Origin of the sequence: Paraburkholderia sp. Ac-20336 (assembly GCF_017105025.1) — a bacterium.
Taxonomy (GTDB): Bacteria; Pseudomonadota; Gammaproteobacteria; order Burkholderiales; family Burkholderiaceae; genus Paraburkholderia.
The window spans coordinates 1-15,883 of record NZ_JAAGPS010000033.1 but is presented as its reverse complement, the minus strand read 5'-3'; the positions used below and the strand labels follow the sequence as shown (position 1 = coordinate 15,883).

At 60.2% G+C, this 15,883-nt stretch carries 14 protein-coding genes and 1 pseudogene; 12 read left to right on the top strand and 3 right to left on the bottom strand.

The window, feature by feature from the left end; translation table 11 throughout:
• Positions 1-75: 75 nt before the first annotated feature.
• From GXB81_RS12785 to GXB81_RS12775, 3 genes are all read left to right on the top strand, one after another.
• Positions 76-1,002: a LysR substrate-binding domain-containing protein gene (locus GXB81_RS12785; RefSeq protein ID WP_167042742.1), complete on the top strand. Its 927-nt coding sequence runs from the start codon at positions 76-78 to the stop codon at positions 1,000-1,002.
• A gap of 329 nt (positions 1,003-1,331) precedes the next feature.
• Positions 1,332-1,622: a contact-dependent growth inhibition system immunity protein gene (locus tag GXB81_RS12780; RefSeq protein WP_205989299.1), complete on the top strand. Its 291-nt coding sequence runs from the start codon at positions 1,332-1,334 to the stop codon at positions 1,620-1,622.
• A 28-nt stretch (positions 1,623-1,650) separates the two neighbouring features.
• A complete protein-coding gene (locus GXB81_RS12775; protein WP_241016335.1) occupies positions 1,651-1,983 on the top strand; it encodes a contact-dependent growth inhibition system immunity protein in 333 nt (110 codons plus the stop codon).
• A gap of 70 nt (positions 1,984-2,053) precedes the next feature.
• Here the strand turns inward: GXB81_RS12775 and GXB81_RS12770 are convergent, their stop codons facing one another.
• The 3 genes from GXB81_RS12770 to GXB81_RS12760 all read right to left on the bottom strand — a co-directional run bounded on the left by GXB81_RS12770 (position 2,054) and on the right by GXB81_RS12760 (position 5,736).
• Positions 2,054-3,067 carry a D-cysteine desulfhydrase family protein gene (locus GXB81_RS12770; protein WP_205989298.1) on the bottom strand — a complete coding sequence of 338 codons (1,014 nt, stop codon included), beginning with the start codon at positions 3,065-3,067 and terminating at the stop codon, positions 2,054-2,056.
• Positions 3,068-3,159: 92 nt separating this feature from the next.
• On the bottom strand, positions 3,160-4,356 hold the full coding sequence (locus GXB81_RS12765) for an aminotransferase class V-fold PLP-dependent enzyme (protein WP_205989297.1): 1,197 nt from the start codon (positions 4,354-4,356) through the stop codon (positions 3,160-3,162).
• 84 nt (positions 4,357-4,440) lie between these two features.
• Positions 4,441-5,736 carry an L-fuconate dehydratase gene (locus tag GXB81_RS12760; RefSeq protein WP_205989296.1) on the bottom strand — a complete coding sequence of 432 codons (1,296 nt, stop codon included), beginning with the start codon at positions 5,734-5,736 and terminating at the stop codon, positions 4,441-4,443.
• 178 nt (positions 5,737-5,914) lie between these two features.
• Between GXB81_RS12760 and GXB81_RS12755 the strand changes: the two genes are divergently transcribed.
• The 9 genes and pseudogenes from GXB81_RS12755 to GXB81_RS12715 form a co-directional block, all read left to right on the top strand.
• On the top strand, positions 5,915-6,676 hold the full coding sequence (locus GXB81_RS12755) for a GntR family transcriptional regulator (RefSeq protein WP_167042732.1): 762 nt from the start codon (positions 5,915-5,917) through the stop codon (positions 6,674-6,676).
• A gap of 67 nt (positions 6,677-6,743) precedes the next feature.
• Positions 6,744-8,261, top strand: coding sequence for a sugar ABC transporter ATP-binding protein (locus tag GXB81_RS12750; RefSeq protein ID WP_205989295.1), 1,518 nt, complete (start codon positions 6,744-6,746; stop codon positions 8,259-8,261).
• 13 nt (positions 8,262-8,274) lie between these two features.
• Positions 8,275-9,303 carry an ABC transporter permease gene (locus GXB81_RS12745; protein ID WP_205989294.1) on the top strand — a complete coding sequence of 343 codons (1,029 nt, stop codon included), beginning with the start codon at positions 8,275-8,277 and terminating at the stop codon, positions 9,301-9,303.
• 132 nt (positions 9,304-9,435) lie between these two features.
• Positions 9,436-10,377, top strand: coding sequence for an ABC transporter substrate-binding protein (locus tag GXB81_RS12740; RefSeq protein WP_167042726.1), 942 nt, complete (start codon positions 9,436-9,438; stop codon positions 10,375-10,377).
• Between the two features lie 321 nt (positions 10,378-10,698).
• Positions 10,699-12,681, top strand: coding sequence for an EAL domain-containing protein (locus GXB81_RS12735; protein ID WP_205989293.1), 1,983 nt, complete (start codon positions 10,699-10,701; stop codon positions 12,679-12,681).
• Between the two features lie 21 nt (positions 12,682-12,702).
• Positions 12,703-13,122, top strand: a complete 420-nt coding sequence (locus GXB81_RS12730; protein ID WP_205989292.1) for a hypothetical protein — start codon at positions 12,703-12,705, stop codon at positions 13,120-13,122.
• A gap of 112 nt (positions 13,123-13,234) precedes the next feature.
• Positions 13,235-13,459 carry a hypothetical protein gene (locus tag GXB81_RS12725; RefSeq protein ID WP_167042860.1) on the top strand — a complete coding sequence of 75 codons (225 nt, stop codon included), beginning with the start codon at positions 13,235-13,237 and terminating at the stop codon, positions 13,457-13,459.
• 312 nt (positions 13,460-13,771) lie between these two features.
• Complete coding sequence (locus tag GXB81_RS12720; protein ID WP_167042719.1) at positions 13,772-15,481, top strand: metallophosphoesterase family protein; 1,710 nt, start codon at positions 13,772-13,774, stop codon at positions 15,479-15,481.
• Between the two features lie 214 nt (positions 15,482-15,695).
• Positions 15,696-15,883, top strand: a pseudogene (locus tag GXB81_RS12715) (hypothetical protein); the annotation flags it as partial.

The window sequence follows — 15,883 nt, the reverse complement described above, 5'->3', positions numbered from 1 at the left end:
GCCGACTCGGGGGCGAAGAGGCCACCCCCGCGGGCCACACCGCGCGTAAGTTCGTCTTCCTTCTACTCATCACCCATGTACGATCTGATTCATCTGAAGACATTTGTCGTGCTGGCGGAAGAGCTGCATTTCCGCCGGGCCGCCGAGCGCCTGCATATCACTCAGCCCCCGCTCAGCCAGCGGTTGAAGCAGCTCGAAGACTTTCTTGATGTACGCCTGCTGGAGCGCACGACGCGATCGGTCGAACTCACCAATGCGGGCAAGGTTTTTCTGGAAGGCGCACGCGAGGTGCTGAGGCGGCTCGAAACGCTCGACTTGCAGACGAAGCTCGCGTCGACAGGCAATGCGGGAAAACTGCGCATCGGCTTCGTTCCGAGCGCCGCCTATATCTTCCTGCCGATGGTGTTGCAAAAGTACAAGGCACTTCATCCGATGGTGGATATCCAGCTGGACGAAATGCCGTATCTGCGCATCCTCGATCAATTGAAGAATCAGAATATCGATGTCGCGTTGCTGCGAACCTCGACGCAGGAGAAAGCGGTGAGCAATATCGTCGCAATGAGGGAGTCGCTCATTGTCGCCATCCCGCGCAGCCATCGATTGGCGAAGAGCAAGGTGGTCCGCGTTACGGACCTGCATCAGGAGCCATTCATCGCGTTTTCCGGGCGCGACTCGCCTTATTTCTCCGAGAAGATTGGCAACATCCTGCTGCAGCACCGGGTGCAACCGAGGATCGTTCAATATTCGCTATTGCCGACCATTCTCTCTTTTGTGGAAGCGGGAATCGGACTCGCGATCGTGCCGGAATCGGTCAGTCGAATCGCGAATCCGAATGCCGTCTACAAGAAACTGCTTGGCTTGCAGGATCGCGATGCGGTGGATCTGACCGCGGCGTGGCGCAGAGATCATAAATCGATTCTGCTGGCTAACTTCATTGAGATTATTCGCGAGGTGAGTCTCGTCAGTCGTCGGCGAAAACCGGGGGGAAAGGAAGTGTTCTGAGTGAACGGAGTATGGGATTCCCGTTTTACGTCGTCGGTCTGACTACCACCGTCCCTACCGAACCTCGATATCGCCGCGTGCCCTATCCCGCGGGTTATCTGTCGTACGACGCCTGCGCGGATCATAGTCGAACTCGAGGCGCGCAGGCGTTGACTGCAATATTGAAACCAAAATCATCCACGGCCCATTCCATACGTCGCGATTGATTGGTAATTTGACTGGTTCAATCAATTTTACGCGAATGAACAAGGTTTTCGTTGTTCTGAAATACGAAACCTATAACGGCATGCCGTATTACATTCTTACCGCCTACGTCGAATGAGAGAGAAATGAGTTCTTCAGAGCGCTATCCAGAAATGGACCACATTTTTAGTGTGTATTTCGGCCAGGACTTCGACCTGTTTGGAGAAACTGTTCCGGAAATTGTCGTGTGTTATAAGAAAGACAGTCCTTACCACTATAAAGAATTGAATCGCGAAATAGACTCGTTCAGGAGCGAACACCCGAACGACCTGGAGGCAGCATTCAATCAGTCGTTCAGGGATGGGTTTCGTCCCGAAGGGGCGGGCTACACGATTGTCTCTTTTCTTGATGAGATACAGCAGATCCTGAGCGAGTAGTTGGATCCGACCGTAGACACCTTTCGCAATGAAATATGAGGCGCACGACGGGATGCCGTACCACAATCAACGCTTCGAGCAATCATCCTGCCTGGAACTCAATCATTTCTTCGACGCCTATCTAAACCAGGACTATGAACTTTCCGGGGAGGCAGTCGAAGAAATAGTCGAGTGCTATAAACAGGGAACACCTGCTGAAGCGCATAGACGGATGGTATCCGAGATAGAGCGTTTCATCAGCGAACATCCGGATCTGGACGAGGCATTGAGCGACGCCTACGGCAATGATTTTTCGCCGGAATTATGGGGCTACACGACCGCCTCTTTCCTTGAGGAATTGAAGCGGCTTCTGAGCGAGTAACCGCACCTACCACGCCGGGCCCAACATCGGTTTGCCGATACCCGGCGGCCCACCATCAGCACACTACCATTCAAAACTCACCCCGATACGCAAACAACCCCGGCAGTCCCCCGCTCATCACAAATAGAACCTTCTGCCCCGCAGCATACTTCCCACTCGTCACTCCTTCCACCAGTCCCGCGAACGCCTTCCCGCTATATACGGGGTCGAGCAGAAGACCTTCCGTCGACGCCAGCAAACGAACGGCAGCACGCATGCCATCCGTGGGGATGCCGTACCCCTGCCCGAGTTGCGCTTCATCGATCGAAACGTCGCTCTGGTTCACGCGCAGATTGGGATCGATAAGCTGAAGCGTTTGATTCGCTTTATCGAGCGTCGTGGCGTGCGCGTGAGCGGCATCGCCATAGACCGTGAATCCGGTAATACGCGACGGGTCCAGGCCGAGTGCGACAAAACCCGCAATCAGTCCTGCATGCATGCCGCCGCTTCCATTGGGTATCACGATGCGATCGAAAGACAACTCCGCCGCGCGCGATTGATCCACGATCTCAGCCGCGCAATCCGCATAGCCGAGACAACCGACGGGACTCGATCCACCCAGTGGACACACATAGACATTGCGGCCTTGCGCGCGCAATGCGTTCGCACGTTGTTCGGCGAATTGCAGCGCATTCGCGGAACCGGGCAGATCATGCACATGCGCGCCGAATAGCGAATCGAGCAGGACGTTGCCGTTCTCCATGTAGTCGTGATCGGATCGCGGCACGGTGCGCGTCAGCACCAGTTCGCATTGGAGTCCGACGCGCGCTGCTGCCGCCGCCGTGAGTCGTGCGTGATTCGACTGGCGGGCGCCGACGGTCATGATGGTATCCGCGCCGACGGCCAGGGCTTCTCCAATCAGGAATTCGAGCTTCCTCAATTTGTTGCCACCGCCGCCGAGACCGGTCAGGTCTTCTCTTTTGACGTAGATGTTCGCGCCGCCAAGATGGGCGCTCAGGCGCGGGAGATGCTGGATCGGCGTCGGACCTTCGAGAAGCTCGCGGCGTGGGAATCGCGAAAGATCGAGCCTGGCGGTTCTGCTCATGGGCGTGGAATTCATGGTCTTTCAGAAATCGTTCGATTGAGCGGCATGTTGAGCCACGCGATCGGCGCGCCGCGTGGCCCGTTACCCGAACCTTAATGCACGAGAGCTCGTATCGCGGCTAGCAGTCTTTCGATCTCCGTATCGGTGGTCAGATAGCTGACGGATGCGCGCGCGACCTGCTGAAGCCCTCTGTGTGTCATATCCAGCGGCGTGTAACTCACGCCGTTACTGCTGATCGCAATGCCTTGCGCGGCGAGCGAACTCCGTACCGATGCCGCATCGAGACCCGCGACGTTAAACGACACGAGACCAGATAGTTCGGTACCCTGATCGAGTACCGACACGCCAGGAATATCCGCGAGTTGCAGGCGCAATCGTTGAGCGATCTGATCGATCTGTGCGCGAATGGTATCGATGCCGATTTCGAGCGCTTCGTGTAGCGCATTCGCCAATCCGCAGTGTAGAGCGAACGCTGTTTCCGACAATTCGAAGCGTGCCGCGTCGTTTCGCAGCACGGGTTCGCCGTGGGCATCGAGCGGTGCCGAATGTATGTCGACGAATGCAGGCATCAGGCGCGAGAGAAAATCCTGCCTCACATACAGCAGTCCTGTACCTCTTGGACCGCGCAAGGCTTTACGGCCTGCACCGGCCAGCATATCGCAGCCCAGTTCAGCCACGTCGACGGGAACCTGCCCCACGGCCTGCGCCGCGTCGATGAGGTAGGGAATGCCGTGGCGTCGCGCTACCCGGCCGATCGCCGCGGCCGGATTGATGAGTCCGCCGTTTGCTGGCAGCCAGGTCAGTGCGATCAGGCGCACGCTGTCATCGAGCATGGCTTCGAGCGCGTGAGGATCGACCATGCCGCTCGAATCGGACGGAATCGTTTCGACCGAGGCGCCGGCTCGTTGCGCGGCGTAGTACATCGAGGCGAGATTGCCGCCCCATTCGTGCCGCCCGACGAGAATGCGCTGCCCCGGTTGCCACGGCCCCAATGCGGCGAACGCAATACCCCAGCTAGCGGACCCGCCTGTGGTCAGCGCGATTTCATTAGGCTGTGCGTTGAACAGTTGCGCCGCGAGCGCGCGTGCTCGCGCGGACTGTTCTCTGCCTGTCGCGCCGGCTTCCATCGGCCCGGCCGTGGCTTCGCGCATCAGGTGCGCGTGAATGGCTTCCAGTGTGGCAGCCGACGGCAACGATGCGCCGGCGTGATTGAAGTGTGTCGTGGTGGACGCGCCGGGAGTGCGGGCACGCAGCGCATCTATTGCGGCAGACGAGAGCGGAGAGGACATGGCGGTTTCGATCGGGTGAGTTGAGTTCGCGCTTCCTGCAAAGTGCCGAGGATAGCCCGAAACCCGCCCTCTCCGCTAATTCCATTAGTCCTTCCAGGCCTCTCCATCCGGAAACGCGTGCTTTTCGAGCGACTCCGCGAATATCTCGATGCTATAGCCCGGCTTTTGCGGCGGCATATAGCGGCCATTGCGAATGACGACCGGATCGACGAAATGCTCGTGCAGATGATCGACGTATTCGAGTACCCGGTTTTCGAGCGAACCCGACACGCAGATATAGTCGAACAGCGAAATATGCTGCACGTACTCGCACAATCCGACGCCGCCCGCATGCGGGCACACCGGCACGCCGAACTTCGCGGCCATCAGCAGCACGACGATGACTTCGTTGAGTCCGCCGAGCCGGCAGCTATCGACCTGGCAGAAGTCGATGGCTTGCGCCTGCAGCAATTGCTTGAACATCACGCGGTTGTGGCAATGCTCGCCGGTAGCGACGCCGATCGAGCCGAGCCGCTTGCGAATCGCCGCATGGCCGAGAATGTCGTCGGGACTCGTGGGTTCCTCGATCCACCACGGGTCGAATTCCGCGAGGCGCCGCATGTTCGCGACCGCTTCGTCGACGTCCCATACCTGATTCGCGTCCATCATCAGCTTCAGGTTCTCGCCGATTTCCTCGCGCAGAATGCGCGCGCGCCGGACGTCCTCGTCGAGATCGCCGCCCACCTTCTGCTTGAAATGCGTCCAGCCCTGCGCGACGCCTTCGCGCGCAAGGCGGCGAATCTTCTCGTCGTCGTAACCGAGCCAGCCGGCCGAGGTCGTATAGGCCGGGTAGCCGTGCGCGACCATTTCTTTTTCGCGCTCGCCTTTGGTTTTCGCGTGACGGTGCAGCATGGCGAGTGCTTCATAAGGCGTGATCGCATCCGTCACGTAGCGAAAGTCGAGACAGCGCACGAGTTCTTCGGGACTCATGTCGACGAGCAGTTTCCATACGGGCTTGCCGACCGATTTCGCCCACAGGTCCCACACCGCATTGACGACTGCCGCGGTCGCCAGATGAATCGCGCCTTTATCGGGGCCGATCCAGCGCAATTGGCTATCCGACGTCAACGCGCGCCAGAAAGCCCCCATATTCGCGGCGATATCTTCGAGCTTCTTGCCGGCGATGAGCGGCGTCAGCGCATTGACCGCCGTCACGCAGATCTCGTTGCCGCGCCCGATCGTGAACGTGAGGCCATGACCCGTGAGACCGGGCGAGTCGGTTTCGAGCGTGACGTAGGTGGCGGAATAGTCCGGCGCGGCATTCATCGCATCGGAGCCGTCGAGAGAGCGTGAAGTGGGAAAGCGAATGTCCCGAACGGACAGTCTTGTGATCGTGGTCATCTGAGTACTCTCCGGGAGCGATGGCTAGCGGTTTTCGCCTGCGGGGCAGGCGGGTCGGCTTTTTGCGCACGCGGCGCACGCACTACTCGTACGCGTATCGAGGCAGGGCGACCACTATTTGGACCATGGCGGACCCAGGCATTTGTACGCGTTGACAACACTGCATTCGCTTCCTAGCATGCTAGCATGTCTTCTCGAAATCAAGAGCGTCGTGAGTTCTTCAGCCGATCCAGAGACTGTCGCCAGCAATCCGTATGTCGCACTGCAAAAGATCAGGGGCGGCGAGCGCGGCAGCTTGACCGACGCGGTCGAAGCGGCGTTGCGGGAAGCGATTCTGACGCTGGCGTTGGAGCCCGGCATGATGATCGACAAGATCGCGGTCTGCGAACGGATGGGCGTGTCGCGCTTTCCCGTTTCTTCCGCGTTGGCGAGGCTGGCGCATGCGGGCCTCGTCGAGGTGTTGCCGCAGCGCGGCACGCGCGTCAAACCGATCGCGCTCGACGACATTCGCCAGCATCTGTTTATCCGCAGCGCACTGGAAGTCGAAACGGTGCGCGGCGTTGCGTCGATGCGCGATCGGGCCACGCTCGATGCGCTGGCAAGCAATCTCGACAGGCAGCGCAGTGTGGCCGGCAGCGGCGAACGTCTTGCGTTTCACGAGCTCGATCTGGCTTTCCATGAAATCCTGCTCGACGCGGTGAAGCTGCCGCGAGTGAAGGAAATCGTCGCGGTGTCGCGCAATGCGCTGGATCGCGCGCGGCAATTGCTGGCGAGTCCCGAGCGGCTCATGCATACGCTCGAAGAGCACGAAAAGATTTTCGAGGCTATCGGCGCCGGCAATGGCGATGCGGCCGCGAAAGCGATGCACGATCATCTCGACCAGGTGGTCGCCGAGTTGCACCGGTCCGCGAAAGCAAGGCCGGATCTTTTCGAGCCGTAATGAAAGCCGTCTTGAACGCGGTCATCAAAGTGCTGGTGATACAGGTAGCCGTCGGCGAGTCCGCACCATGAACCCACTCATTTCAGTCAACAAGCTGTGCAAGAGCTTTCCTGGCGTCAGAGCGCTTCATGACGTTCGCTTCGAACTCATGGCCGGCGAGGTTCATGCATTGATGGGCGAGAACGGCGCGGGCAAATCGACGTTGATGAAAATTCTCGCCGGCGTCTACACGCGCGATTCGGGCGAAATTCTCTACGACGGCAAGCCGGTCGATTTTCAGGGTCCGCGCGACGCGCAGGCGGTCGGCATTGGCATCATTCATCAGGAACTGCAACTGATGAATCATCTGAGCGTCGCGCAGAACATCTTTATTGGCCGCGAGCCGCGCAAGCACCTGGGGCTCTTTCTCGACGAAGACAAACTCAATGCACAGGCTCGCGAGATTCTCGCGCGCATGCATGTCAATCTCGATCCGCGCACGATGGTCGGCTCGCTCACGGTGGCGAGCCAGCAGATGGTTGAGATCGCGAAGGCGCTGTCTTTCGACTCGCGCGTGCTGATCATGGACGAACCCACGTCCGCGCTCAACGACGCCGAGATTGCGGAACTGTTCCGCATCATTCGGCAATTGAAGGAGCGCGGAGTCGGCATCGTCTATATCTCACACAAGATGGACGAGCTGAAACAGATCACCGACCGTGTGACCGTGATGCGCGACGGCGAATACGTCGCGACCGTGCCGACCGAAGGCACGAGCGTCGAAACGATCATCGGCATGATGGTCGGCAGAACGCTCGCCGAGATGCCGCCGGTCGAAAGCGCTTTGGTGCGCGGCGAGGTCGCGCTCGAAGTGAGAAATCTCGTCGCGGGGCCGCTCGTGCGCGACGTGAGTTTCGCGTTGCGCCAGGGCGAAATACTCGGCTTTGCCGGCTTGATGGGCGCGGGCCGTACCGAAGTGGCGCGCGCGGTGTTCGGTGCCGATCCGGTCGAGTCCGGCGAAATTCTCGTGAAAGGCGTGAAAGCGTCGATCAGAAAGCCGAGCGATGCGGTGAAGCGCGGCATCGGCTATTTGTCGGAAGACCGTAAGCGCTTCGGTCTCGCGACCGGCATGGACGTCGAATCGAACATCGTGATGTCCGATCTCGGCAAGTTCCTGTCGTTCAATATGTTTCTGCGCCGTGCGCAGATACGCAAACGCGCCCAGCACTTCATCAAGCTGTTCGCGATTCGCACGCCATCGGCCACACAGCAGGTACGGCTTCTCTCGGGCGGCAATCAGCAGAAGATCGTGATTGCGAAATGGCTCGAACGTGATTGCGACGTGCTGTTCTTCGACGAACCGACGCGCGGCATCGACGTCGGCGCGAAAAGCGAAATCTACAAGCTGCTGCGCTCGCTTGCCGCACAAGGCAAGGCGATCGTGATGATTTCCTCGGAATTGCCCGAAGTGCTGCGCATGAGCGACCGCATCGTCGTGATGTGCGAAGGTCGCATTACCGGCGAACTCTCCGCCAGCGAAGCGACGCAGGAGCGCATCATGCATCTCGCGACGCAGCGCGAAACCCTGAAAGCGGCACCAGCCTGAAGAGGTCCACGACATGACATTGCGAACGGATACCGCGGCGCTCGATGATACGAGCCGGTCTTCCGGCCTGAGGGCCCGCATCTTTGCGCCCACCGCGTTGCAGAAACTGCTCGCGTTCGCGAGCCTGATTCTGCTGCTGGTTTTCTTCAGCTTCGCGTCGCCCGCTTTCATGCAGATGGACAACATCCTCGGCATTCTGCAGGCGACCGCGGTGAACGGCGTGCTCGCGATTGCCGCGACGTTCGTCATCATCACGGGCGGCATCGATCTTTCGGTCGGCACGTTAATGACGTTTACCGCCGTGATTTGCGGCGTGTTTCTCACCAATTGGCATTTGCCGATGTGGATCGGCGTACTCGCTGCCATCGTCACGGGCGCAATTTGCGGTACGGTATCGGGCACGCTGACCGCGAAGATGAAGATTCCGCCGTTCATCGCGACGCTCGGCATGATGATGCTGCTGAAAGGACTTTCGCTCGTCGTCTCCGCCGACAAACCGATCTATTTCACCGACACCGAGAACTTCTACCGTATTTCGCAGGATTCGCTGATCGGCTATGTGCTGCCGAGCGTGCCGATTCCGAATGCGGTGCTGATCCTGTTCTTCCTCGCGATTGCGAGTTCGATCGTGCTCAATCGCACGGCACTCGGCCGCTACACGTTCGCACTCGGCAGCAACGAAGAAGCGGTACGGCTTTCGGGCGTCAACGTCGATCGCTGGAAGATCGCGATCTACGGCGTGGGCGGCGCGATTTGCGGCATTGCGGGTCTGCTGATCGCGTCGCGTCTGAACTCCGCGCAACCGGCGCTCGGCCAAGGCTACGAGCTCGATGCGATCGCCGCGGTCGTGATCGGCGGAACGTCGCTGAGCGGCGGCTCGGGCACGATTCTCGGCACGATCATCGGCGCTTTCATCATGAGCGTGCTGACCAACGGCTTGCGCATCATGTCGGTCGCGCAGGAATGGCAGATCGTCGTGACGGGTCTCATCATCATTCTCGCGGTCTATGCGGACATCCTGCGGCGCAGCAGGAGAAGCTGAACCCGCCGATAGAGGAAACACAACAAACGCAAACGCAGCAAACACAGGAATCGCAGGAGCAAGAGAGAGGGGAGCACGTGGAGGCTCCCTCAACGGCTGCAGGTTGATAGCCCATCCTTAGGAGGAGGCCCCATGTTGAAGAGAAGACTCATCGGTATTGTGGTCGGTGTCGGCGCGCTCGTCGGTGGAAGTGCTCTCGCGTATGCGGACGAGCCTTATATTCCGCTCATTTCGAAGGGCTTCCAGCATCAGTTCTGGCAGGCCGTGAAAGCAGGCGCCGAACAGTCCGCGAAAGCGAACAACGTCAGGATGACGTTCGAGGGACCGGAAACGGAGGCGATGGTCGACAAGCAGATCGACATGCTCTCGGCCGCGCTCGCGAAGAAGCCGCAGGCGCTCGGCATCGCGGCGCTCGACAGCAAGGCCGCGATTCCGCTGCTCAAACGCGCGCAGAACGACAAGATTCCGGTCATCGCATTCGACTCCGGTGTCGACAGCGATATTCCGCTCACCACGTGCGCGACCGACAACATCGCTGCCGCCGCGCTCGCCGCCGACAAGATGGCCGCGCTGATCGGCGACGCGGGAGAGGTCGGCGTGATCGTGCATGACCAGACGAGTCGTACCGGGGTCGACCGGCGCGACGGTTTCCTCAACCAGATCAAGTCGAAGCATCCGAACATCAAGATCGTCTCCGTGCAATACGGTGCCGGCGATCACCTGAAGTCGGCGGAAATCGCCAAGGCGATGATTCAGGCCAACCCGAACCTGAAAGGCATTTTCGGAGCCAATGAAGGCTCGGCGGAAGGTGCCGCGATCGGCGTCAAGGAATCGGGCAAGAAGCTCGTGCTGATCGGCTTCGACTCCGGCAAGGAGCAGAAGGACAACATCATGTCGGGCCTGATGGCGGGCGCGATTACGCAGAACCCGGTCGGCATCGGCAAATGCGTGGTCGATTCGGCGGTCAAGGCGCTGCATGGCGAAAAGCTGCCGAAGAAGATCGACACGGGTTTCTACTGGTATGACAAGACCAATATGAACGATCCGAAGATTGCGGCAGTGCTTTACGACTGAGTTGCGCCGGCACGGCAATCGACGTGCGATCGTCAAAGAGGAAGAGCGATGCTCTTCCTCTTTTTTATTGGGTATTCGTCATGTCTGTTATTCGCAACGCCTGGAGTGCCTCGCGCATGGTGCATTGCGTGACGCCAAACGTTTGCGAGGACGTTCGAATTCTCCGTTGAACCGTTGTGCACGTGCTCGTCATTTGTGCAGCGCTTTCAACCGGTGTGTGGGCCAGTCATTTCCCGCCATTTGCGGAATTAATCTGATATTTTACGTTTGTGCAACCATTGCACGTCCGTGTGGCCCCACTAACCGATAGATGCGCAGGTCATGGCTTTTACCGAACCAAGGTCTCCATTTTTCAGGTGGGTCGTCTCTTGCGCTCAGAACCTGAGCCCGGAGAACCGGCAGGTTTTACTTGCTAATCTGTTTACGCGAACCGCTTCGATCGTCTTCGCGTCGATCTGCGAAATCAGCGTTTGCGCCACCGCGTACTATCTTTATCCGATTCCTCTCTACGCCGTCTGGGGCATTGCCGTCGTCGCATTGCTGGGCGCGCGGCTCGTGCTGATCTGGCTGTGCCGCACGCGTTCCGCGCAAGGTCTGCCCACGCCGACTTCCGCGTTTCTGTGTGCGAGTCTGCTGTGGAGCATGCTATTCGGCATCGGTACATTACTGTGCAATATCAGCGGGAATCCCACGCTGTTTCTGCTCGGCAACGTGTGCGCGGTTGGGGTGATCGGCGGCCTGGCCGGACGCAATGCGGGTACGCCGCGCCTCGCGCTATTGCAGATCGTTTTCATTCTCGGTTTCCTGAGCGTGGGCGCGGCACTCTCGCCGGGCAGCGGCAAGCTCGTGCTGCTGTTTCAGGCGCCGTTTTGCGCGGCCGGCTTTTTCACGGTGGCGTTGCGCAGCAATCGCGATACCGTGGCGTTGCTGCTCGCGCGCGAAAACAGTCATCGTCTTGCGCGGCAGGACAGCCTCACCGGTTTGCCGAATCGCGCGCGTCTCAGCGAACTGCTGCTCGAGCGCACCAGCAAGGGCTCGCCCGAGGACCAGGCATTCGCGGTGCTGCTGATCGATCTGGACGGCTTCAAGGCGATCAACGACAGTCTCGGCCACGCAGCGGGCGACCAGATTCTTCAGGAAGCGGCGAGGCGTCTGCGCGAGCTGCTGCCGGGCGGCGATCAGGTGGGCCGTCTCGCGGGCGACGAGTTCGTGGCGATTGCGGACGGCGCTGCACAGATTCGCGACGTAAAGGTGCTTGCCGATCGCATCGTCAGAACGCTCGCGCGGCCGTTCGCGTTGAGCGATGCGCTCGTGCATATCGGCGCGAGCGTCGGCATTGCGCTTTATCCGCAGCATGCACAGACGGGTCCGCAATTGCTGATTTGCGCCGATCGCGCGTTGTATGCGGTCAAGCGCAGCGGCAAGAGTTCGTTCACGATCTTCGACAGGGAGAAGCATGTCTCCGACGAAAGCCTGAGCCTCTTGCGCAGCGATCTCGAAGGCGCGTTGAAATCGTTCAGCGGTTTGCGTATCGAGTATCAGCCGATCGTCGACCTGAGTAGCGGCGCGGTGTCGGGCCGCGAGGCGCTGATTCGCTGGACGCATCCGACGCGCGGCGAGCTGTCGCCGTCCGCGTTCATTCCGACCGCCGAACGCACCGGGCTGATTCTCGCGCTGGGCGAATGGGTGCTACTGCAATCGTGCATGGAAGCGGCGAGGTGGTGCGACCAGGTGATCGTCGCGGTTAACGTGTCGCCGGTGCAGTTGCGCGAGGAATCGTTCGCGTCGAAGGTATTGGCGATACTTCGCAAGACGAAGCTGCCGGCCACGCGGCTCAATCTCGAGGTGACCGAAACCGCGCTATTGAACGATGATGCGGTCACTCGCCGCAACATCGCGAGGCTGCGTTCGCTCGGCATCGGACTCGCGCTCGACGATTTCGGCACCGGCTTCTCGACGATGTCGACGCTCGTGCGCTTCTCGTTCGACAAGCTGAAGATCGACAGTTCGTTCGTCAAGGAGTCGGTGCACGGGCGCGAATCGGCGGCCGTGGTGCGCGGCATCGTTGCACTGGCGCGTGAAATAGGCATGTCGACCACGGCCGAAGGCATCGAAACCGAGGAGCAACTGAATTTCGTGCGCGTATGCGGATGCACGCACGCGCAGGGCTATCTGCTCGGCAGGCCGGTGCGTGGCGATGCAATCGAGCAGAGCGAGTTGGCGCTCGAAGCACCCGATGTTGCGCCTGCTACGGCACCTGCTACCGCGCCTGTTACTGACAAGACAGAAAACGCCGGCTTCTGAAAGCCGCCAGCGGAAATCGACATGTCTTTTCCATTGCAATTCCAGCTCAGAATTACCGCGTCGCGCGAATGGGCAGAGGCGTTGCGCGCCGATCCGTCCAGCGCATCGTGGCCGGCGCTGCGTGACGTTCTGCGCACGCACAACGCGACGCTGAAGTGCCAGTTCGATGCATTCGCCGACTACGTGAGCGAAGCGGAAAGAATCGGCATCGAGCACTATCCGCTTTATCAATGGACCCGGCAGACGATAGAGAACCCCGAGAAAAAAGCGAAGTATCTGCAATCGTTCACGCTGTATGTCAACGGCGAGGAAGTCTACGACCAGGCTGTGACAGACGCGCTCGAAGGCGAGTTGTCGAAGCTCGTCGACGGGAGCCGCATCGTGCGCGTTTCGTGCTTCGACACGAATCCTGCGAACAATCCGCAGCCGCCCTCAAGCTGACGATTGTGTTACATCGGTACAGTCCCGTCACCGTCAAGCCGCTTAACATTTGACGACAGCACGCGAGCTTCGTGAGACGATGCAGTTTCACCAACTTTTGTGGGAGCGCGACATGGGACTTCTGGACGAAGTAGGCAAGATTGCAGGTGCGGTTGCCGCCGTCGAAGCAGCGGAGAAAGTCGATCCGGAAGCGGGTCTGCTGACGAAAGGCATTGCCGCTGTCGCTGGTTTTGAAGGCGCCGGCAAGCTGGAATCGCTGGTCGAGAAGAAAGAAGACGAGAAGCAGGACGACGCCAGCAACGCTCAGGCTTCCGACGACACGAGTTCGCAGACCTGAGCGAATTCACGGTTGCCGGCTGCATGCAGGTCGTCTGGTTGCATCGTGCGCCGGCAACCCCACGCTGATTAAGCTAGTCTGATTTAACGGTCGCCCGGCCGTTACGAATTTTTCAGAACGCCTTCATTCATATCGAAACGAACTTTCGTTTCGCAATCCGATTCTTCCATTCCTTCGTTTTTTCCGGTCCGATGTTTTCATCGGGCTGTCATCGCTACGCCGCTACGATGGTTCGTCACATGCGTCCGCGCTCGCACCGCGGTGCGTTGTTTTGCGCTGGCATTCTTCCACCACCTCACAACAACACCGGACATGTCGAACAAGAAAATCGTCAAGGCAGCGCCCGCCGACGAGCAGGGCGCATCGATCGTTTCGCGTCGAGGATTCCTGAAGTTCGCCGGCGCATCGAGTCTCGCAACCGCCGCGGGCGCGCTTTCGTCGGCGGCGCGCGGCGCAAACGGTACCGCACCCGACGGCACACCCGAGCAGGTGCATCTGACCTGGGGCAACGACCCGACGAGCGAAGTCACGGTGTCGTGGTCGTCGCTCGCGGCCGCAAGCAATCCGCAGGTGCGCCTGAGCGGGCTGAACGGCGCGGACCGGCAACGGCACACCGTGCATGCGGTGCAGAGCACCTATACCGACGGCATCAACGGCGAGGTCGTCTTCAGCTATCACGCCCGCCTGCGCGATCTGAAGGCCGATACGCATTACCAGTACGAAGTGACGGCCGACAACGACAGCAATGCGTCGCAGCCCTTTAGCGCGAGTTTCCGCACCGCGCCGCATGGCCGCACGCCGTTTCGCTGGACCAGTTACGGCGATCTCGCGACGCCGAATACGAACTGGGTATTGTCGTCGCCGCAAAGCCGCTTCGCGGTGCAGGCCGTCGAGCGCTTTCAGCCGCTGTTTCACCTGCTCAACGGCGACCTCTGCTACGCGAACCTGAATCCGATGCAGCAGCCCGAGGTGTGGCGCGACTTCGGCAACAATGCACAGACGTCCGCGTCGAACCGGCCGTGGATGCCGTGCCCCGGCAATCACGAACTCGAATTCAACAACGGCGAGCAGGGGCTGGCGTCGTATCTGTCGCGCTATACGCTGCCCGACAATCACACGCGTTTTCAGGGCCGCTGGTACAGCTTTCGCGTCGGCGCGGTGCTGTTCGTTTCGCTCGACGCGGACGACGTCATCTATCAGGATGGCGCGGCATTCGTTGCGGGGCCCACGCCGCTGACGCCGGTGGCGAGCACCGGCAATCCGCCGATTCCGGCCGGCACCTCGCTCTACGTGCGCGGCTATAGCAACGGCGAGCAGACACGCTGGCTCGAAAACGTCTTGCAGCGCGCCGCACATGACGGCGACATCGACTGGATCGTCGTGCAGATGCATCAGGACGCGCTCAGTTCGTCGAAGACCGGCAACGGCTCGGACAAGGGCATTCGCGAAGCGTGGCTACCGCTCTTCGATCGCTATGGCGTGGACCTCGTGCTGTGCGGCCACGATCACGACTACGAGCGCAGCTATCCGGTGCGCGGTTGCAATCACCACAAGGGCACCGACATCGCGACGGGCCGGCCGGTCGATACGTTGCAGCCGAAGCCGGTCATGTCGGCGGTTTCGCATGGCGAGTCGACGTTCGATACGAGCCACGGCACGATTCACCTGATTCTCGGCGGTGGCGGCACGAGCGCGCCGCTCGATGTGTATGGCGTCGATGCCGGCACGGGTCTGCCGCAAGCGCGCATTTTCACGAAGCCGAATCGCCCGGCTCCGTCGACGACGACAACGGGCGCGTTCGTGCGCGCCAACGCGGATGCGGTCGAAGACGCGATCTGGTCCGCGCAGCGCGACACCGGCACCGGCTACGGTATCGCGGTGTTCGATTACGATCCGGGCGAGCATGGCGGGGAGACCACGATTACGATGAACTACTACCATGCGCCCGGCGCGGATCAAACGCCGACCGCCGACTACGAACTGTTCGAAACGATCGAGCTGAAGAAGAAACGGCACAAATAAGAAAGCGCATATCGTTCGGTAATCCGTAGCAATCCCGCAGCAGCAAGGGCCGCTCATTTCGAGCGGCCCTTGTTTTTTCGCGTTCAGCGCATGCCCTGCAAAAACGCGAATTCATTTTGTTACACGTCTTACTGGCGCTCGGCTCTGTGGTTACAAAAGCCTTTCGAATGCGCCGTTATACTCGGCACCGTCTCATCAAAACAAAAGACCTGCTATGTCGAAGAGAATCATCCAGATGGTTGCCGTGGCCGCCTTGAGCGCCGCAGCGTCGTTGCCGGTCATGGCCGGCGATATGAACAACATGCTCGGCGGCGCGCTGGGCGGTGTGGCCGGTGCCGCACTTGGCGGCGCAGTGGGCGGCAGCACGGGCGCGGTGATCGGTGGCGCGGTCGGCGGCGGTGC

Excerpts from the sequence above, each read along its gene's own strand:
- GXB81_RS12730 (WP_205989292.1), top strand. The coding sequence starts at position 12,703 with ATGTCTTTTCCATTGCAATTCCAGCTCAGAATTACCGCGTCGCGCGAA.
- GXB81_RS12755 (WP_167042732.1), top strand. The coding sequence starts at position 5,915 with ATGCTAGCATGTCTTCTCGAAATCAAGAGCGTCGTGAGTTCTTCAGCC.
- GXB81_RS12725 (WP_167042860.1), top strand. The coding sequence starts at position 13,235 with ATGGGACTTCTGGACGAAGTAGGCAAGATTGCAGGTGCGGTTGCCGCC.
- GXB81_RS12775 (WP_241016335.1), top strand. The coding sequence starts at position 1,651 with ATGAAATATGAGGCGCACGACGGGATGCCGTACCACAATCAACGCTTC.
- GXB81_RS12745 (WP_205989294.1), top strand. The coding sequence starts at position 8,275 with ATGACATTGCGAACGGATACCGCGGCGCTCGATGATACGAGCCGGTCT.
- GXB81_RS12750 (WP_205989295.1), top strand. The coding sequence starts at position 6,744 with ATGAACCCACTCATTTCAGTCAACAAGCTGTGCAAGAGCTTTCCTGGC.
- GXB81_RS12760 (WP_205989296.1), bottom strand. The coding sequence starts at position 5,736 with ATGACCACGATCACAAGACTGTCCGTTCGGGACATTCGCTTTCCCACT.
- GXB81_RS12770 (WP_205989298.1), bottom strand. The coding sequence starts at position 3,067 with ATGAGCAGAACCGCCAGGCTCGATCTTTCGCGATTCCCACGCCGCGAG.
- GXB81_RS12735 (WP_205989293.1), top strand. The coding sequence starts at position 10,699 with ATGGCTTTTACCGAACCAAGGTCTCCATTTTTCAGGTGGGTCGTCTCT.
- GXB81_RS12720 (WP_167042719.1), top strand. The coding sequence starts at position 13,772 with ATGTCGAACAAGAAAATCGTCAAGGCAGCGCCCGCCGACGAGCAGGGC.
- GXB81_RS12780 (WP_205989299.1), top strand. The coding sequence starts at position 1,332 with ATGAGTTCTTCAGAGCGCTATCCAGAAATGGACCACATTTTTAGTGTG.
- GXB81_RS12740 (WP_167042726.1), top strand. The coding sequence starts at position 9,436 with ATGTTGAAGAGAAGACTCATCGGTATTGTGGTCGGTGTCGGCGCGCTC.
- GXB81_RS12765 (WP_205989297.1), bottom strand. The coding sequence starts at position 4,356 with ATGTCCTCTCCGCTCTCGTCTGCCGCAATAGATGCGCTGCGTGCCCGC.
- GXB81_RS12785 (WP_167042742.1), top strand. The coding sequence starts at position 76 with ATGTACGATCTGATTCATCTGAAGACATTTGTCGTGCTGGCGGAAGAG.